This window comes from Andreesenia angusta (assembly GCF_001855385.1).
GTDB lineage: Bacteria > Bacillota > Clostridia > Tissierellales > Gottschalkiaceae > Andreesenia > Andreesenia angusta.
On sequence record NZ_MKIE01000001.1, the window covers coordinates 208,274 to 228,073 of the forward strand.

At 45.9% G+C, this 19,800-nt stretch carries 14 protein-coding genes; 3 read left to right on the plus strand and 11 right to left on the minus strand.

Translation table 11 applies throughout. The features are described from left to right. Window positions 1-84: 84 nt before the first annotated feature. Complete coding sequence (locus EUAN_RS01035; protein WP_071060759.1) at window positions 85-2,097, minus strand: methyl-accepting chemotaxis protein; 2,013 nt, start codon at window positions 2,095-2,097, stop codon at window positions 85-87. Window positions 2,098-2,301: 204 nt separating this feature from the next. On the opposite strand from EUAN_RS01035, the gene EUAN_RS01040 reads away from it, so the two are divergent. After that, window positions 2,302-2,784, plus strand: coding sequence for a DUF2975 domain-containing protein (locus tag EUAN_RS01040; RefSeq protein ID WP_071060761.1), 483 nt, complete (start codon window positions 2,302-2,304; stop codon window positions 2,782-2,784). Between the two features lie 10 nt (window positions 2,785-2,794). Continuing rightward, window positions 2,795-3,007 (plus strand): helix-turn-helix domain-containing protein, encoded by a 213-nt coding sequence (locus tag EUAN_RS01045; protein ID WP_071060764.1) that lies wholly within the window; start codon window positions 2,795-2,797, stop codon window positions 3,005-3,007. Here the strand turns inward: EUAN_RS01045 and EUAN_RS01050 are convergent. After that, complete coding sequence (locus tag EUAN_RS01050; RefSeq protein ID WP_071060766.1) at window positions 3,004-3,894, minus strand: metallophosphoesterase family protein; 891 nt, start codon at window positions 3,892-3,894, stop codon at window positions 3,004-3,006. The two genes, EUAN_RS01045 and EUAN_RS01050, sit on opposite strands and share 4 nt — an antisense overlap. Then, window positions 3,891-4,949: an EAL domain-containing protein gene (locus tag EUAN_RS01055; RefSeq protein WP_071060768.1), complete on the minus strand. Its 1,059-nt coding sequence runs from the start codon at window positions 4,947-4,949 to the stop codon at window positions 3,891-3,893. The genes EUAN_RS01050 and EUAN_RS01055 overlap by 4 nt, the downstream gene beginning before the upstream one ends. A gap of 183 nt (window positions 4,950-5,132) precedes the next feature. On the opposite strand from EUAN_RS01055, the gene EUAN_RS01060 reads away from it, so the two are divergent. Then, window positions 5,133-7,133 carry an HD domain-containing phosphohydrolase gene (locus EUAN_RS01060; RefSeq protein ID WP_071060771.1) on the plus strand — a complete coding sequence of 667 codons (2,001 nt, stop codon included), beginning with the start codon at window positions 5,133-5,135 and terminating at the stop codon, window positions 7,131-7,133. Here the strand turns inward: EUAN_RS01060 and EUAN_RS01065 are convergent. The 8 genes from EUAN_RS01065 to EUAN_RS01100 all read right to left on the minus strand — a co-directional run bounded on the left by EUAN_RS01065 (window position 7,130) and on the right by EUAN_RS01100 (window position 19,797). Next, window positions 7,130-8,845, minus strand: coding sequence for a methyl-accepting chemotaxis protein (locus EUAN_RS01065; RefSeq protein ID WP_084655632.1), 1,716 nt, complete (start codon window positions 8,843-8,845; stop codon window positions 7,130-7,132). The genes EUAN_RS01060 and EUAN_RS01065 overlap by 4 nt on opposite strands. Before the next feature lie 113 nt (window positions 8,846-8,958). Beyond that, on the minus strand, window positions 8,959-9,651 hold the full coding sequence (locus tag EUAN_RS01070; protein WP_071060775.1) for an ABC transporter ATP-binding protein: 693 nt from the start codon (window positions 9,649-9,651) through the stop codon (window positions 8,959-8,961). A 4-nt stretch (window positions 9,652-9,655) separates the two neighbouring features. Continuing rightward, complete coding sequence (locus EUAN_RS01075; protein ID WP_169817303.1) at window positions 9,656-10,399, minus strand: ABC transporter permease; 744 nt, start codon at window positions 10,397-10,399, stop codon at window positions 9,656-9,658. Next, entirely contained in the window at window positions 10,389-11,357 is a 969-nt protein-coding gene (locus EUAN_RS01080; protein WP_071060779.1) for an ABC transporter substrate-binding protein, read from the minus strand. Before EUAN_RS01080 ends, EUAN_RS01075 begins: the two co-directional genes overlap by 11 nt. Beyond that, the gene (locus EUAN_RS01085; protein WP_071060781.1) at window positions 11,354-13,111 is read right to left on the minus strand and encodes an NADH-dependent [FeFe] hydrogenase, group A6; all 1,758 of its coding nucleotides are present in this window, start codon (window positions 13,109-13,111) and stop codon (window positions 11,354-11,356) included. Before EUAN_RS01085 ends, EUAN_RS01080 begins: the two co-directional genes overlap by 4 nt. Continuing rightward, window positions 13,105-14,937: an NAD(P)-binding protein gene (locus EUAN_RS01090; RefSeq protein ID WP_071060783.1), complete on the minus strand. Its 1,833-nt coding sequence runs from the start codon at window positions 14,935-14,937 to the stop codon at window positions 13,105-13,107. Before EUAN_RS01090 ends, EUAN_RS01085 begins: the two co-directional genes overlap by 7 nt. A gap of 96 nt (window positions 14,938-15,033) precedes the next feature. Further along, entirely contained in the window at window positions 15,034-16,569 is a 1,536-nt protein-coding gene (locus EUAN_RS01095; RefSeq protein ID WP_071060785.1) for a family 16 glycosylhydrolase, read from the minus strand. A gap of 15 nt (window positions 16,570-16,584) precedes the next feature. Beyond that, complete coding sequence (locus EUAN_RS01100) at window positions 16,585-19,797, minus strand: hypothetical protein (protein ID WP_071060787.1); 3,213 nt, start codon at window positions 19,795-19,797, stop codon at window positions 16,585-16,587. Window positions 19,798-19,800 lie beyond the last annotated feature (3 nt).

Below are 19,800 nucleotides of genomic sequence, written 5' to 3' on the forward strand. Positions count from 1 at the left end.
TATCTATTTTCTGATTACTATATACCCTTGTTTCACGATGATAATAAAAAAGCACCTGACCTAAGCCAGATGCCTCACTTTATTCTATATTTTAAACTTGCCTATCTCATAGTTTAGCTTGTTCGACAGCTCGTTCAAGCTTGTAGCTGAATCGGCCACATCCTCTGTGGCAGCTGTCTGCTGCTGTATGGAAGCTGTGACTTCCTCAGACGATGCCGCTGTCTCCTCGCAAACTGCCGATATATTGTTTATGACGTTGACTATGTCTGCCCTGCTCTCATTCATTTTGCCTGAATGCTTCCCTATAACAGATATTTTTTCTGCCACATCCTGAAGCAGGTCTTCTATAGCCTTGAAAGCTTCTCCAACTTTGAAAACAGCCTCTGTCTGCTCTCCGTTCACAGCTTTTACTCCTTTTACAACTTCCACGGTATGCCTGCTCTCCGACTGCACGCTGTCTATAATAGATCTTATGCTATCTGACGAACCTTTCGAGTCTTGGGCAAGCTTTCTTATCTCATCTGCAACTACTGCAAAGCCCTTTCCATGCTCTCCAGCTCTGGCCGCTTCTATCGATGCGTTCAGTGCAAGCAAATTAGTCTGCTCAGCTATGTCGTTTATTGTGGCAAGTATGTCTGATATGCTGCTGATCTTCTCGTCAAGCCTCATTATCTCTTCTTCCACCTTGTCTGTGCTCTCGTTGTTGACTTCTGTCTTGCTCTGAAGCTCGCCTATAACCTCGGTGCTCTCTGCATTTGTCTCTCTCATGCCCTCTACAAGACCTTGCATCTCTCTAGATATATCTTCTAGCTCCAACAGCTGGCTAGAAAGCTGCTCTACTATATTTGCACCTCTCTCTGCATCCATGGCCTGTTCGGAAGCTCCCTTTGCTATCTCCTCAGATGTGCTGGATATCTCAAGCGAAGATGCATTCACTTCCTCTGAAAGCGCAGCTAGATTGCCTGACTGTTCTCCGACGCTGTGAGAAGCCTCCTTTATATTGCCTACTAAATTTCTTAGCGACTCCACTGTGCTGTTGAAAATATCCCTGACTTCTCCAAACTCGTCCTCGCTCTTTATGTCGAGTCTCTCTGTTAGGTCTCCGCTCTCCATCTTCTTCAATATGTCCACTACTTTCCTTATGGATCTGGATATGCTCTTTCCAAATATAACTGATATCACAGTCGCCACAAGTCCCGCAATTAAACCTATAGTCAGAGTCGTCTTTACTATGCTGTTCTTGGCTTCTGTTATCGGGTCTGTCGAAAGTATAGTGGCCACTTTCCAGTTTATCTTGTCCACGTTTTTCAGTATTATAAGCTGATTCTGCACTGTGCCACTTTTTTTGTCTTCAAACTTGTACTTAAGCGTCTTCACCTCTGTGTCCATGTCCTCTAGCTCGTTTGCTGCTTCAAACTTGTTTCCGATGGCATCTGTGTTCTGCTCCGCTATTATGGTCCCCTCGCCATCTACGATGATTGGGTATACCTCGCCGGAAGCTCCAGCGCTTACAACTATTTCGTTTATAGTCTTGAGCGAGATGTCCATACCGACCACGCCTAAGACAGCTCCGTCTCTGACTATCGACTTGCTCACTGTAACTACCAAATCGCCAGTGGCTTCGTCCTCGTATGCGTCGCTCCAAGCCATGTCCTCGCTTTCCACTGCACTCTTGTACCACTCTTTTTCAGCGATTCCCTCTACGCTTACAGTTCCGGTGTTGACACCCTCCACTATGGAGCTTAGATAGAGGTCTCCTTTCGATGTTGCAAAGTAAAGGTTCTGTATATCGTAGCTTTCAAGCATTCTGCCGAATATGTCGTATATGTTCTCTGCCTGCTTGGGATCTTCCAGCACATTGGCAAGCGCCGGAATAGTGGACAAATTGTTCATATTTCTTTCAATCTCTTCTACATGCCTGTCCACTATAGTTGTAACTTCGCTTCCGATGGCTTTTCCAAGACTTTCATACTGCTCGTCCATTATTTTATGAGAAATATTGTACGTTCCCACGCCCAGCAGAATCATCGGAATGATTATAAGTACTAGAGTTATTGCTATTACTTTTGCTCCTATGTTTAGTTTGACTTTTCTCAAATGCTATACCTCCTCATTAGATTTTGGCAATATTCAATGAAATAGAAATGCTTTCCAAAAATGCCACAGTTCCCATTATATTATAAGTACAGTATTGAGACAATGAGAACATGTTCTTAGTTTATTTTAACGATAAATTTTTATTGATAAACGATAAATAATTTGATAACATTTAGTTAACAATATATTTACGAGGTGAAATCCATGAAACTAAAGTCTACTCTTTTTCTAAAGCTAGCTGTGGTATCTATCGGCGCTCCAGTCTTTGCCCTCTGTATATTTCTGATATTCTGGATAGCAAAGCAAGTGGCAAATTCCGGTTCAGGTCCTGAGTACTACCTTTACCCGATACTCGGATCTATGCTTATATCAGCAGTTCCATTCTTTATAGCGCTTTTCAAGGCTTTCCGACTCTTAAACTATATAGACAGAGATCTAGCTTTCTCAAAGCTCTCAGTAGATGCCCTAAAAAGCATAAAGCTCTGTGCAGCAGTGATAAGCGGACTGTACTTTGTATCTATGCCTTTCTTTTATATTTTAGGAGAGCTAGACGACGCTCCTGGAGTTATACTTATGGGCATGACTCTGACGTTTGCCTCTGCTGTAGTGGCAGTTTTTGCAGCTGTGCTGCAGAGACTTCTGGAAGAAGCCGTCTATCTTAAGTCAGAACACGATTTTACAATATGAGGTGAAAACTATGGCTATTGTAGTGAATTTAGATGTGATGCTTGCCAAGAGAAAGATGAGCCTGACCGAGCTTTCAAATTCAGTCGGGCTCACTATGGCCAATCTTTCGATACTGAAAAACGGCAAGGCCAAGGCTGTCAGGTTTTCAACTCTGGAAGCCATATGCAAAGCTCTAGACTGCCAGCCTGGAGATATATTGGAGTACAGAGAAGAAGGACCCTAAATATCAAACTTCCCAACCGGATCAGGGCCTCTCATGATGTCTCTTCTCACTTTGAGCAGTCCATCGCTGTTGGCCCTTACTTCCCAGCGGACAAGCTGTATGTTCCCACCTACAATCTCTATTGCGGTTATTATGGTTGGATAGATACAGCAGCCTGTGTTGAAGTACGGAAGGTCTCTCGTCTTAGGGTATTTGAACCTATGGGTATGTCCGCATATGAGCATCTTCTTTTTCTCTTTTATCCACTTAGAGTAGTTCTTCTCTATCTTATGCCTCTTGTGGATGTTTTTGACCGGGCTCGCTGGGTTCTTGATGCCAAATGCATGCAGAAATCTCCAGAAGTACTTTATAGAGAGCATTGTAAGTCTCCAAAGCTGGTCGTTTGGAACGTCGCCTTGATGCCCATGTACAGCCAGTATCTCCTGCCCTGTACTGCTGTGTCTAAGTACAATTGCCTCTTCTGGCTGTATCCCCTTCAAAAAGTCGTTGAACTCCTCTGTGTACTCATCGTAATTTATGTAGTAATTTTCCTCTACATATCTGGGGTTTTTCAAAAAAGCGTTGTGGTTTCCGTATATCAGTATAAATCGGTCCTGGTGAAAAAACTTAGCCAGCAAGCTAAATACATCCGAGTGCGCGTTCTTTATGTGTTTGAAGTCCGAATGCTCCCAAAGCTCGTCTCCGTCTCCAAGCTCCACATATGTAAAGCCGCTCTCATAGTAGTATTTCAACGCGGAAAGGTAGGTGTTTTCATTTTTAGTAAATTCGTCAGACAGACTTCCGTCTCCTCTATGGCAGTCGCTGAAAAATACGTACTTAGAGCTTTCGTCAAAGTACTCCACCCTCGCATTCTCATACGCCTTGGTCAACCTTTGAAATGTTCTCATCTTAGCTCTACCTCTTTTATTGGCACTTCCTCTGGCTTCCCGAAAAGATACCCCTGCATAAGGTCCACATCTTTTCCTTTTAGGTAGTTGTACTCCTCTACTGTCTCTATGCCTTCTGCCAAAATAGTTGCGCCTACTTTTTTTCCGCTGCATATAAACTCGTCCAGCAACTCTTGCTTCTTGCTGTCTAAATGTATCTCTCGTATTATGTTCATTTCGATCTTCATATAGTCAGGCTTAAGCTGCATAAGCGAGCTTATATTGGAATATCCACTCCCTATATCGTCTAAAGCTGTGGAGTACCCCTTGTCTCTGTAGTAGTCCAGTATCCTGTTCAAATGTCCAAAGTCTTCCACTTTTTCAGTCTCTACCACTTCGAAAACCATTTGCTCTGGGTCTATACTCTCTTCCCTCAGCACTTTTGCCGTAGATTGAAGGCATAGCGATGGCTCGTATATGGCAGTCGGGATAAAATTGACAAACAGCCTCTTCTTTATGCCTTGCTTTGAGGCGGCTCTTATGGAAGACTCCCTGCAGACTCGGTCCAGATAAAACATTAGATCCATTTCTTTGGCCCTTGAAAACAACTCTTCTGGATTCATTATTTTGCCATTCTTCATCATTCCTCTGCTCAGTGCTTCGTATCCATATATCTCCCCAGTCTTAGCTTCTACTATGGGCTGAAAAAGCGTCTTTATTCTAGACTCCCCTATTATGGAGGCCACCTCTTTCCCCTGATACAGGCTTTTCCACTCTACAAGCGCTTTATACTGCCTGAGTGAAGAGAACTTCAATGACTCCCCAGCTTTAATCGGCAGGACTTTTACATCTTTTTGCTCTACAGTGTTGAATACCATATTGCTTAAAAACGATATGAAGTCCTCAAAGTTTAGTCTTTTAATAAAATAGCCTCTGTCTACTTCCCTATAGTCGTATTTATTGGCCTTGAGTACATTCTCGAATATCTCCCCATGATGCTCAGTGGGAATATCTACGTATGCATCCGTGACATTGAAATCTATTTCAGGCAGTTTTTCGCATCTTCCACAACTCATATAGTTAACTCCTCTCTTATCTCTTCAAATTATACCCATCTTACCCCCTCATCAGACTTTTGTAAACTACGTTTTCTCTGAATAAGTTTAAATTTATTAAGATTTGAAAATATTTGATGTCCCCGCAATGTAAATCTCGGGTATAATAGCATTTATAGACATTACACAAAACAGGAGGTTGCTATGATACCGTTGCAGTTTAGAAAAAAACTGAGTTTAAAATTCGCTGTTACATCGCTCGCGCTCTTCTTTTTAGTCGGTGGAAGTGCTTCCAGTGGCAAAGTTGCTAACAAAGACGACTCTATACTTATCCTGGGAAATGAAAACTTGGCACCCATCGTGTACGAAGATAAGGGAAAGTCGGTTGGACTTGCAGTTGAAATTGCAAAAGAGCTGGAAAATTACATAGGTGTTTCTGTAAAAGTCGAGACCAAGGGATGGTCTGAAGCTCAAGAAATGCTACGAAATGGAGAAGCTGACGCCCTCCTACATATAAACAAGACGCCTGAACGCATGAAGGACTTTGAATTTTCAGATCCAATACTCGAGTCCGAAATTTCTATCTTTACAAACAACTCCGGAATAGAGATATCCGGTGTCGATGCGCTATCTGGACTCAACGTAGGGGTGGAGGACGGAGGGTTCGCAGAGTCCTTTTTAAAGTCCAACCACAATCTGTCGCTTGTACAAGTCTCCAGCTTAAACGACGGCTTCGATTCACTGAAAAGCGGAGCTATAGATGTGTTCATTGCGGACAAATGGGCGGGGTCTCATGTGCTGGCCACTCGAGGAATAGAAGGTATTTGGATAACTGGGAATCCTATAGCAAAGCAAACCTCTCATATAGCCGTAAAAAAGGGAGATACAGCTCTCCTTTCAGCCATAGACAAGTCTCTAAGCAAGTTAAAAGAAGACGGTACCTACCAGCTTATTCTAGACAGCTGGGAGCCTGAGAAAACCATATTCCAGACTAAAGAGCAAATAAGCAACTACAAGTTGAGGATGGGAATATACGCATCGTCTATAGTGGCCATCATCACAACTGCCTGTGGGTTTGTGCTCTTGGTTCAGCTGAAAAAAAGCAAGGCTAAACAGAAGCAGATAGAGTACCTTAGCTTTCACGACCAGCTCACTGGTCTCTACAGCCGATATTTCTTTGAGAAAGAAGTCGAGAGGCTGAGCAATGCCAGCTCTCTTCCACTTAGCTTGATATTGATAGACGTGAACGGCCTTAAGCTCATAAATGATGCTTTTGGGCACAAGAAGGGCGATCTGCTGCTTAAAAAAGTTTCTGACTCTCTAAAGTCAGAGTGTGGACCTGATGGCATCGTGTGCAGAATAGGCGGTGACGAGTTCACAGTGCTCCTTCCGAACACCGACTCTCACAAAGCCAAGGAACTTTCTGAAAACATATGCCGGACTCTTTCTTGTAATTCCGTGGAGTCAATACCGATCACTGCCTCGGCTGGGTACAGCACTAAGATACAGGTCGATGAGGATATGTCAGAAGTATTCCGAAAAGCCGAAGACAATATGTACCACAGTAAAACTTCGGAGAAGAAGAGCATAAGGTATAACTCTATAAACATAATCATGAAAACACTGTTTGAAAAGACGCCTAGAGAGGAAGCCCACTCTGAACGTGTAAGCGAGCTTTGCAAGGAGATTGCCAACGAAATGGGCATGAACCCCATTGAAGCCAATATGCTGAATACAGCTGGACTTCTTCATGACATCGGGAAAATAGCTGTAGGAAACAGCATACTTGACAAAAAAGGCCCTCTTGACGATCGAGAGTGGACTGAAATGAGAAAGCATCCTGAAATAAGCTACAACATACTGAGTTCTGTGAACGACTACGGGCCGCTTGCCGATGTGGCTCTGTCCCACCATGAAAGATGGGACGGTGAAGGCTATCCTAGAAAGCTTTCAGGCAAAGAGATTCCGCTTCATGCCAGAATAATAGCGGTAGCCGACACCTATGATGCCATGACAAGTAAAAGATCCTATAGAAACGCAATGAATCCAGAGTACGCCATGGCTGAAATCAAAAAAAACTCTGGAAAGCAATTCGACCCTGAAGTTGTCGAAGTCTTTTCAAGAGTTTTTGAGAAAATCCTCAGTGAAGAAAATTCAAGCCTGTCTGAGGATATGTCTAAAGCTGAGGTTCCATGTCTCAACTAGAGAGTGAACTTGGATATTTCAGCCTTCAATTTCTCAGCGCTTGCGTTTGTATTTTCTGCAAGTGCGAGAATTTCACTTAGGCTATGTGCGGCTGAGTTTGTCCGTCCTGCAATATCAGTAGTCCCCTCTGCCCCCTCTCCAGATGCAACTGTGACTGCCTCTATCGTCTGAACTATTTCATGTATAGAGGCCAGCAGTTCCTCGGAAGTCGAGCTGAAGTCTGATACAAGTCCATCTACAAATTTTGCGTCTTCATCGTATCTGTCAGCAACTTCGATAAGAGTGCTGTAATCCTCCTGAACATCTGTGGACATAAAGCTTAAAAGGCTGCCAGAATTGCTCGCAAGGCTCTTTACAGTGTCTGTAACTTTCCCAGTTATGTTCTGTATCTGTGTAACTGTGTCCTTGGACTGCTCTGCTAGCTTCCTGATCTCATCCGCTACAACAGCGAATCCCCTTCCAGCTTCTCCAGCCCTTGAGGCCTCTATGGCCGCGTTTAACGCAAGCAAGTTCGTCTGCTCTGTAATCTGCATTATTGCGTCTGAAAGCAAATTTATCTGCTCTACAACTTTAGATTCCTCTATGGACTTCTCAAGCTCAAACTTTGTCTCGTTGAAAATTGTCATAGCCTTCTGCTGTGCATCTACTACGTTCTTCTTTGTTTCCACAGCTCTCCCAGCTATTCTCTCAGCGTTTATCGCCCCGTCTTGGGCCTTTTCAGCAATAGAAAGCACTGCCTTCTCCATCTCCTGTGCAGTTGTGGCCATCTCCTCCGAGGAAGCCGCAGTTTCTTCTGTTCCTGCCGAAAGCTCTTCGGTAGTTGCAGACATCCCCTCCATCTCCTGACTTAGCTCTGAAATATTCTTCTCCATCGATAAAACAGTCGATTCAACCGAAGCAGCCTCTAGCTTTACATTCCCTATAAGCTCAGCCATGGCTTGCTTCATCTTTTCAGTGGCCCTTGCAAGCTTTCCTATTTCGTCTTTTCTAGACAGATACTTGTCTGAAACACTGTTTGACAAATCCCCCTGTCCTATAAGCTCCAGCATATCCACTGTCTTTCCTAGAGGTATAACTATGTTTCTTGAGACCACCGACGTTACAAGAACAGCTACCACAAGCACAAGAACTATCACTATAGTTAGAAAAATTATAGTGCTGCTGTAGATTCTACTGTTCTCACTGCGCATGGTTTCGGCCTGCTCTGAGTTGTAGTCGTTAAAAGCCCTCACAGCCGACTGATAATCCTCTAGCGTGCCTTTGTTTTCAACAAAATACTTGTAAGCCCCTTTATGATCCTCTGAACTCAGCAAATCCAGTGTCTTATCTATAGTTTCTCTCCACTTGACCAAGCCTGACTCCAGATCAGCGTAAAGCTCTTTCTGCTTCTGATCTACAGAAAGACGCTTTAACTCTTCCATGTTCTTGTTAGCCTTTTCTTTTCTGCTCTCTATGTCCGAAATTATCTCCTTTTCAAATCCATCCGACTCGTCTATTATGAGCGCATATAAATTGGCACTGTTCGCCCTTGTATGAGTCCTGAGGTCCCCACCTGCCTCTAGTACCTTTAAATTCTTGTTGTAAAGAGACTCAAAGTTTCCATTGGCTACTTGAAAGCTCCTTATCCCCAGAAACGCCATAACACCTATGAAAAAAATCATTATTGCAGACAATCCAAAAACTTTAAACTTCACCTGTAAATTACTTAGCACTATATACCCCCTGATTTTTTAAGACTTAATGCCAAATTATATCAGTATATTTTACTCGGCATTCATTCTGATTATAGCACTCAGCCTTGATCCTGACTACAGTAAAGTTAAAGCTACCTGACAATCTGCTCCTCTATCTTTTTCCTCATTTCCAGCATTCCCTCTACACTAGGATTCCCTATGTAGCTGTTTTCTAGAACTGCTTTTATATTGGCAGGCTTGTCGCTCAGTATCACGATTCTATTTGAAATCTCTATAGCCTCATCTATGTCGTGAGTTACGAATATGCAGGTCCTGTTCTCAGAAGCCGCAACTTCTTTTATCAAGTCCATCATCACCTTCTTGTTGGCCGCATCCACAGAGGAGAGCGGCTCATCCATAAGCATAATCGAAGATGAGTATATAAGCGCCCTCAGGATTCCTACCCTCTTTCGGATTCCTCCGCTCAGCTTCTTAGGGTAGTATTCCCTGTACTTCATCAGACCTGCTCTTTCTAAAAGCTGGTCTATTCCGTTTTCTTTCCCTTCCGCTGCCTTACCCAGTACAAACTCTAGGTTTTCTGCAACCGTCCTCCACGGTATAAGCCTGTCCTCCTGAAACACAAACGATATGTCTTCCCCAGAGAAGCCTTCTACTGTTCCCGAGTCTGCCACTTCAATACCTGCGAGAATTTTTAACACTGTGGTCTTGCCACACCCTGAAGGACCCAGAAGGCAAGTCGTTTTTCCAGCCGCAAATTCCACAGAGATGTTATCCAGGACCTTCAGGTCCCCGTAGCTTTTTGATACGTCTTCAATTTTGTACATACAATCACATCCATTCCCTAGAGTCAAATCTCCGTTTAACCATATCCACTATCATGTTCAGAGATTTGGATAGCGCCAGTATAATCACTACCCAGGCAAATACCCCGGGAGTGTTAAGATATGCCCTCTCCACTTGAAGATTCGCTCCTACCGAAAACTCGGGCTGCGAAAGCACTTCACCTGCCACCACCATCTTGAGCGTAATCGAGACAGTGGTGGAGGATATATCGAAAATCCCTCTTGCTATAGATGGAGCGTATATCTCCCTGAACACAACCAGCTTTCTGACTTTGTACACCTCTGCCATCTCGACTATCTCCTTGTCCACTCCATCAATGGAAGCCATCACGTTGTCGTATAGCACAGGAAACGACACCAGGAGCCCTACAAAAACGGGAACAAGCGAGTTCTGAAGCCATATGATGGCGAGGATTATGACTGCAATGACGGGGACAGCACCAAGAAAGTCCACAGCAAGCCCCAAGGCAATACGACATGCCTTGATATACTTCGAAAGAATACCACAGACAAAAGCGAAAAGTGCTGCAGCAATGACCCCTGCAACACTCCTCCCTGCTGTGCATAGCACCGCTATATAGAATCCCGACTCAGACGCGATCTCCAAAAGGCTCCTTATCGTGGCCACTGGCGATGGGACGAGCACTTCTCTGTTCACTGCAACAGATACGACATTCCAGATCACAACCATGCCCAAGACTGATAGAACCTTCAGTTCCCTATCTTTCATAGTATATTTCTTCATCTGGAATCGATCCTCCAATAAACTCAGGGTCAAAATCCATAACAGATTTGTAGTAAGCTCTGTATTCACTTAAAGACTCTCCTACAGAAAACTGCCCTATGTTCATTCTGCCTATGCCGTTTACAATTGATTCGCTGTCTGGTCCAAGAGAATGCTCCTCCGATATAGTTCCAAGCTCTTCCGGATTCTCCAGTGCCCACTCTATGCTCTTGCTGTACTCTTCAAGAAATTTCTCCACGAACTCAGGGTCCTCTTCCACAAGCTCTTTCTTTACCACCAGGCATGACTGTGGATAGCCTTTTTCCACTTTGTTGGCCTCCGCCCACAGCTTGTTTATGTCGAACAGAACTTTCAGGTCCTTGTTCTTCGCAAGAGCAGATGACAGGGCAGGCTCCGGAAGCAGACCAATCGAAGTCTTGCCTGATACAAGGAGTGGAGCCACTTCGGCCGCAGAGTTCATATACTCTAAATCCATATCCACCTCCGGGTCTATCCCCTCTTCTGCAAGGACCATGTTTAGCACAAGTTCCGGAGTCAGCCCTTTTCCGAATGTCTGCACCGTCTTGCCCTTCAGACCGTCAAGAGACTCCATAGCCTCGGTCCCCACAATATATAGGTTCCCCCATGTAGCTGTGCCGGCTATCACATAGTCAGCACCTTTTGCTCTCGCCTGTGCGGCCAGGTTCGTCGGAACGATGGCCATATCGGCCTCTCCCTGTATTATGCTTGATGCTAGAAGGTCTGGAGAAGATATGATCTCATACTCCACGTCTCTTCCCATTTCAGGCTTCTCCGAGATCATACTCCCTGCCGTAATGGCAGTGACACCTTCCATAAACTTAAATACAACAGGCTCCGCTGGCTTTTCTGAAGCTTTTTCAGAGCATCCTGTGGCAAATGCAGCGATCATTAGGACCAGTATCGTCATTACAGTCTTTTTCATCGCTTCTCCACCTTCTTTTCGCAGCACTTCGGATTCAGCTCCCATTCGCTTTTGTCTGTATGAAGCAGTTCGTGCGACTTCTCTGAAAGCGGCTCTCCAAGGTAATCCTCATAGCACTTTATAATCGAAGGGTTCTCGTGCGAGAACCTTATCTCGTTTAGCTTGTCAAGCCCGTAGAGTACCTCTGATCTTTCGCATGCAAGCTCTTGGCCTTCGCATATAGGCTGGCCTCCGCCTCCTGCGCAGCCGCCTGGACAGGCCATTATCTCCACAAAGTCATACTCCACCTCTCCACTTCTTATGGCTTCAATCAGCTTTCTGGCGTTTCCAAGTCCGCTGGCTATTGCTACCTTTATTTCTATTCCGTCTATGTTGAATACAGATTCTTTCCATCCGTCCATACCTCTTACGTCCTTGAACGCGTCTGGGTCTGGATTCTTACCTGTTACAAGGTAGTATGCACTCCTCAAGGCGGCCTCCATAACCCCTCCTGTAGCCCCGAATATGACGGCAGCTCCTGATGCAATCCCAAACGGGGTGTCCAGCTCCTCCTCAGGAAGATGCTCGACCTGTATGTTCTCAGACCTTATAAGCCTTTCGACCTCCCTTGTCGTAAGTACCACATCCACGTCTCTTCCAGAGCCAGCTGAATTTACAGCCGGAACCTCCGCCTCGTATTTCTTTGCGACGCATGGCATTATGGATACAGAGAATATCTTGCTTGGATCGATGTTGAGCAGCTTTGCATAGTACGTCTTCGCTATGGCTCCAAACATCTGCTGGGGCGACTTGGCTGTAGACAGCTGCTTCACCATGTCAGGGTGCTGGCTTTTTACAAACCTGATCCAGCCTGGGCAGCATGAAGTGAAAATCGGGAACTTCTCGTTTTCTTTGTTTTTAAGCCTCTTTATAAATTCGCTTCCCTCTTCCATTATTGTCAGGTCGGCGGTGAAACTTGTGTCGAAAATGTAGTCAAAGCCCACTCTTCTGAGTGCGGCTGCAAGCCTCTTTACAGTCGCCTGTTCACGCTTGAGCCCGAAATACTCTCCCCAAGACGTTCTCACGGCCGGAGCTATCTGGACTAGCACGGTCTTCTCTGGATCTGCAAGAGCCTGCATCACCTGGTCTATGTCGTCTCTCTCCCTGAGAGCCCCTGTAGGGCAGTGCGTGATGCACTGTCCGCAGAGCGAACAGTTCGACTCCTCTATCCTTATATTTCCCGACACGTCCACATCTGTTCTAGACCCAGTCCCGGCCACGTCCCATATGTGAAGGTCCTGTATCTTGTCGCACACCTGTATACACCTCATGCACTTTATGCACTTTTCGTAGTCCCTTACAAGCGGAAACCCCTCCGTCCACTTCTCCTTTGAAAGCTTCTTCTTGTACGGCAAGTCTATTATGCCAAGGTCGTTTGAAATAGTCTGAAGAAGACAGTTTCTACTTCTGACACATGTAGCGCAGTTGGAGTCGTGCTGGGAGAGGATCAGCTCTACGTTCACCTTTCTGGCCTCCCTGACTTTAGGGCTGTTTGTGTATATCACCATGCCCTCCTCTACCACGTTGTTGCAGGAAGTCACTAGCCTCTCTCGACCCTCTATCTCGACTACGCACACTCTGCAGGCCCCTATTTCGTTAAGCCCCTCCATGTAGCAGAGTTTCGGAATTGAAATATGGCATTTCTTTGCAGCATCCATTATAGTAGTTCCCTCAGGTACTTCAATACTGTACTTGTCTATATTTATATTTACCATCTTTCAACCCTTCCTCCCTTGAACACTCCGAATCCAAAGTGATCGCATCTCAAGCACCTTTCTGACTCCTGCTTGGCTTCCTTGCACGTCATAGGCTCCTCTACAAGTTCGAAGTCCTTTATTCTATCGCACACATTTCTTCCCGACATATTCACCCTACCTGTGGACACCCTGTCCGACAGGTCAGGCTCGGGAATCACCACCCCTGACTCTATCTCGTGGTTGAATCCCAGATAGCTGTCTATGTTGGCTGCAGCGACTTTACCGGCCGCTATGGCCTGTATGACAGTTGCAGGCCCTGAAATGCAGTCGCCTCCGGCAAACACCCCTGGAATATCCTTTACGTCTGCTGTGCTGAGGGCATCTATAAGCCCTCGCTTCACAGGAATCCCTTCCTTCTCGAAGTCCCTGGTCTCAATCCCCTGCCCGATTGCAATGACTATTATGTCGCACGGAATCCTAATAGGCTTCTCCTTGGCGTCCGAGGTGCATGGCCTTCCAGACTCTATCGTCCCGACTATCTGAGGCTGCACCCAGAGTGCGACTGCATTTTCATCTCCGTCTGTTTCAATTTTTATAGGCTTTATAAGGTCGTAAAGAGCGCAGCCCTCCGCCACTGCCCCTTCAACTTCCTCCTCCATGGCCGGCATATCGTCTTTCCTTCTCCTGTAGATTATGCTCGACTCCTCAGCTCCGAGCCTTACAGCCGATCTCGCAACGTCTATCGCTACGTTTCCGCCTCCCAGCACAAGCACCTTCTTTCCTGCGAAGTCAGGGTAAATATCGTCGCCTATGCTTCGGAGTATATCCACTGCTGAATAGACTCCTTTCGCGTCCTCACCTTCTATTCCCGTCTTCTTGTCTATATGGGCTCCTATCGCTATATATACGCTGTCAAACTTCTCCCTAAGCTCCATCACAGATATGTCATGACCTACTGTAACGCCGGTGTGGATGTCCACTCCATTTGAAAGCATTATGTCTATCTCCCCTTGAAGCAGATTCCTAGGCAGCCTGTAGCTTGGTATTCCGTAGCGGAGCATTCCGCCTAACTTGCTCTTGCTTTCGTATATCTCCACTTTGTGCCCCATAAGGCTCAAGAAGTAGGCCGCCGAAAGTCCGCTTGGCCCTCCGCCGACTACCGCAACCCGCTTTCCTGTATATTCCGCTGGGGCCGGAATCGGAACCTCTCCTGCATTGTCCACAGCATACCGCTTCAGCCCTCTTATATTTATTGAGTCGTCTATCATTTTTCTTCTACACCTCGTCTCGCATGGGTGCTCGCAGACATATCCACATACGAGAGGCATGGGATTGTCTTTCCTTATAAGCCTCACGGCGTCCTTATATCTCTCCTTTGCTATAAGGGCTATATATCCAGGGACATCTACTCCAGCAGGACAGAGGCTGACGCATGGAACTGACTGGAACAGGCTAAAATTGCATCGCCCTCTGAGGATATGCTCGACGTACTCATCTCTGAACCCTTCAAGCCCTTTGAGAACCATCCTAGCAGCTTCATATCCTATGGCGCAGTCCGACGAATTGTAGATCGCCCTTGCTGTCTTCTCTATGAGGTCTATGGTTTCAAGAGAGGCCTCTCCGTCAAGTACCGACTCCATAAGCTCCATAAGCTGACCAAGCCCCACACGGCACGGGACACATTTCCCGCAAGTCTGGGCGTGAGCCATCTTGAGAAATGAAATAGACAGGTCGATTGGACAGAGCCCCGGCGGCGATGATGCAATTCTTCTCTCAATGTCCTTGTACATATCTTCGACTGTGGCCTGAGCCCTGTCCTTAGTTATAATTCTTAGCCTGCTCATCTAAACGTCTCCTTTCAGCTGCTCTGATTTATTTTCTTTAAATGATACCCTAGATGTCCAAGCTTAATAACTAAGTTATAAAACAATTGATTTTGCTTAGTACTTTATCCACTCCACATAAGTGTATTTGTCGCTTTTAGGAGTTTTTCCGTCAAGCCAATTTGGATACCAAGAGTTCAGCATGAGCTTCATGGGTCTCTTTGAAAAGCCATCTTTCCACGTCTCTATATGATTCCCGTCTATATAGAATGACACCCTGTCTTGATAGTAGTCTATCCTGTAGTCATGGTATCCCGCTGTAGGGTCGAAGCCCAGGGGCTCCTTGTACTCGTTTCTGATCTTCCCATTTTCATATGTCGTAAGCCAGAGCTCTGAATCGTCAGACCGATTGAACACCTCTATGTCTATCTCATTGTAGAGGTCCGGAGCCCTGTAGAGGAAAAACCCTGTTATGGAGGATGGAGCGTTCGCCAGCTTCATTCGGATTTCATAAGACCCGAAGCTCTGGTTTTTTCTAGTCAGTATCTCCCCGCCTTCGAGCTTTCTGGCAGGCATCTTTATCATAAGTCCGTCAGGGCCTATCGATATGTTCTCTGGGTTTAGCTCAGTACGGCCAAGTGTTCCTGCGTCTTTGGCCCAGAAGTCGCCGTTCCACGTCTTGAAGCTGTCCTTGTACCTGTATATCCAAATACTGTCTTCTGAGTCGATCTGGTCAAGCTTGGCCGGATCTTCCTCCACCAGGGCTGGATTCTTGTCCCAAAGCGCCACTCGGACGCCATGCTCGCCTGTAACCCAGTCTCCAACCACAACAGGTATGCTAGGCTGCACAACCTTCCCAGCTGGCGCTTTAAAGCTTACAGCTTCCATGTCTATCCATTTCCCATTGGGATCCAGAAAGCTGCAACCAAGCCAGAGCTCTTTTTCTTCGTCGGTTCTGTTCAGAATCTCTACATCGACTTCGAACTCTTCCCCTCTGTAGTATGTCTCTCGTTCGTAGCTGAGACTCTCTATCCTTATTTCCGGAAGCACCATGTCCTCTATATCAGGACTTATGCTTGTCCTGAAAACTATAACTATTGCCTGCTCTCTAGTTGTAGTGGCTTCCGGCATAAATTTCTTTTCGTCAGTCCCCTTTACAAGGCCATTTTCGGCCATAAAAGAGACCGATTCTCTGGCCCAGCTGGATATCTCTCCGCTGTCCTTGAAATCCAGACTGTACCCGCTCTCATCCAGCTCCGGGTTCAGCGCTTTCAAAGTCCTGTGTACCATAGTGGCCAGCTGCTCTCTAGTCAACGTTCCCTCTGGGTTAAAAAGCCCTCCGCCTACTCCTTGCACTATGCCGAGCTGGCTTGCCAAAGCTACTGCTTCGCTAGACGTATCCTGAAAAGGCGAACCGACTGAAAAATCAGGCTTTTCGTCGGAAAGATCGCTGTAGAGGCTTACTGCAAGCTCTGCAAACTCCTCCCTCGTTATATCCTTTTGGTACATTCCTGAAATACTGTCTGCTACAAGCCCAGCTTCTATGGCCTGCTTCACTTCAATCTCCGCCCATCCGCTAGGGCTCGCAATAGCGACTCTTGTCATATAGAAGACCATAGCCGCGGCTATCCAGCCTACTCCAAATAGCTTCATCCGATCACCCCCGTCTTATTTTAAATCCTTGAAAGCGTCCTTCAATACATAGTACGACTGCTTGAGCCGTTCGTGGTAAGAAGGCTCCTCCCAGTTGTCCCAAGTGTAAAAGTCCATAGGAACCTCATAGCCTTTGCCTACACCTTCTCTACTCAAAGAAACTCCAAGATGAAGCCCATCTAGGCTTTCAGGCTCTATACCATCTTTTTTGTAGAAGTCCCCCATCACAGTCTTGGTGGAAGGGTCCATCACGTTCAGAAGCTGCCACGGCAGTCTTATCTCCACCATGTTCTTCCCAGCTGAAAAGTCTGCCAGAGAGTCGTAGCTCTTGCTGTCCGGGTTTCCGTTTCCATATCTTAACTTTCCTGTCTCGTAGTCAGTGAAAGGTATCGTCCTCTTGTCCTCCGGAAGATATATCTCTTTTGAAAGACAGAGCTTTACCTTGTTGAAAATTCCGCTGTCTTTCTCGCTGTAGCTCTGATTCTTCGCTATCATTCCAAGCTTCTCTCCGTAGATGTAGTAGTGAGAGTCATAGTATGAATCCACATATATCCTGGAGTTGTCTTTCCCGTCTATAGAGACTAGGAAGTCGGCCGGACGCTGGAAACTCAAGCCACCTTCACCGTACTTGCTGTTGCCTTGGCTCTGTATCGAGTCTATAGGGATGTATATGCTGTCTTTCTCGATGTCTAGCTTGTCGGACTCTACCATAAGATAAAGGTATTTTTCATCGGACTTTACAGACAGCGAAATGTCTTCGTTTTTTGTCAGCACATCAGATTCCGTCCACTCTCTCTTGTCCCCGTCTACATAGCATACGCTCTTTTTATCTCCAGGCTCGAATGTCATAAGCCCAAAGTTCTGCTCGCTCGTCTGTATGTCGGACCAGAAAGGCCTCCTGTCTGCCACGTTCAAGTCCATAGTGTTCCAAGTCCTCTTAAACCACTCGTCCTGCCATGTGAACACAAGGGCTCCGCAGTAGCCCTCATCGTATATATCCCCAAGAAGGCTCGCTATCATCTCTCCCTGCTCACTTTCGCTATTCTGTCCTTGATCAAATCCCATAACTGGGTTGTTGTGAGTTTTTCCTCTTGAAGATGGAACTCCAAACTCCGCCACCATTACAGGCATTGTGTGATGGCTTATCAAGTCTCTTAGGTATGCCTTGTAGGCGTTCTTCTTGCCGCTTTCGTCCTCGAAGTTTCTGTAGTCTTTCTGGTAGTTCATAAACTCAGGATAGTAAGGATATATGTGATACGATGCAAAAAGCCCTGACTTGTTTCTCTCCCCTGTCTTTATGCGCTCCATATTGAACTCCACCATGTCCTCTTCCTCGTAAGGCTCGTTTGGATGGTCCAACATATCGGTAGTTGGCCAGTTTGAGAAACTCATAGCTCTTGTCATGCCATATTTCTCAGCTTCGTACTTTAGGACTTCGTCGCCTGATTCACACATAAAGACTTCAAAAGCCGGAGATCCCTCTGTGCTCAGGTACTCCCCTCTGTAAGAGGTCTTGTCACCGTTGTTTTCGTTCGTCCCGGCCACAAAGTTAGGGTCCCACTCTATACCCATAATCCAACCTATGACATACTCCGACACATCGCTTACATACTCTCCGCTTGCAAAGCCTGGTCGTTCTGGGAGCACTGCGTCTCCGTGTATTATGTCCACTAGGTCTTTCGAGTCCTTTATAAAGCTTTTCTTTATCCTGCCGTTGTCCCCGTAGGCATCCATAAGCTCCAGCTTGTCCTCTTCCTTTATCCACACACCCTGTATCAGGTAAAGTGGCTTCTCGGAGCCTAGATTGTGCTCAAGCAGCGCGTCGTAGAACTCCGGCTTAAGCGTAGTGTAGACCCTTATCACATCTGCATTCATATCGGATATCTGCTTGAACCACTTCAGATACTCCTGCTTTGTTATAGCCAAGTCGCCTGGGAAGTGACCAGGCTTTCCTGCCCCTATGTTCACTCCTTTCAAAAATTTCTTCTTCCACTTTCCACCTTCATACAAGAGAAAGTCCTTTTCCTCTACCTTGGATATATACTTAAGCCCGTCTTCCTCAAATATAGCATTCTCTCCCGATGTTTTGGCACCTTTCAGGCTGTGGGCCTCTTCAAATATGGCTTCCATTACAGGAAAATAAACTCCCCACTGAAAAATGCTCTCGCCATTTTTGCCTAATATGTGGAGCTTTGCCATTATATCGCTCAACCATTTGTACTTGTAGAAGCTTCCCGTCCCGTCAGAGTCCGCAAAATCCCCAGCAAAGTAGTAGAGCGGAGCCTTGCTGACAATTCTCTTTGTTATGGCCGGGAAGCTCTGCGGAATGCCCTCTGCTTCTAACTTTGTCTTTCCTTTTTCGGTCAGATTCCACTCGTAGTCTGCGTATGACTCAGCCGTCTCTGTCTCGACTATGTCAAACCAGTACCCGTAGCTTATAGTCCTGTCTATTCCGAAAAATTCTGTTCCTCTTTCTGTAAACTTGAGGTCTATCCCCTTTCCTTTGAAGTGAACACCTTCCTCCAGCACTAATACCTCGTCTTTGTTGCTCGCTAGGACAAACCCAGGTCCGTCGAAGCTCCACTCTTTCCCCTGAGATTTTTCATAGCTTTCAACAACCCACTTTGGCAGCTCGTTGTTGCTCTTGTAGTCAAGGCTTTCAAAGTACCTGCCTATCCATCCAGTCCACTTCACGCCTAGAAGGCTCGCCATCTCTTTCTGCGCACCCGGTTCAGTAGGGCTTCCAAAAGTGTTGAACTCGGCTACAACTGGAGTCTGAAAATCGTATACCTGCTGCTTTACCATAGAAAGCTCTTCAGGCTGGAGCCCACCGTATATTATCTCAGACCTCTCTCCTGCCTTGCTATCTTTAAAAAACTCCTCTTCATACACCCCGTATGTATCCGCTATATATACAAGGTCTTTTTTCTCTTCAAGGCTATTGGCCACATCCATGATTTCATACTTTTCGTTTTCGATCGGCTTGAAGCCAGAGTAATCCTCTTCCAGACTGTACTCTCCCGAATCTCTATTCGTATATTTGTAGTGGTTTAGAGCATAGACTAGTCTTCTGTGCTCACGATAAGAGCTGTCCGGGACTGTCTTATCCACTATCTGCACCTCGAGACTTTTCGATTCAGAGTTTCTCCAAGCAATATAGGGAAAGACCAGCATAAAAATTGCCAGTCCTCCCAGTGTTAGAATTAAAATATTTTTGCATTTACCCATAAT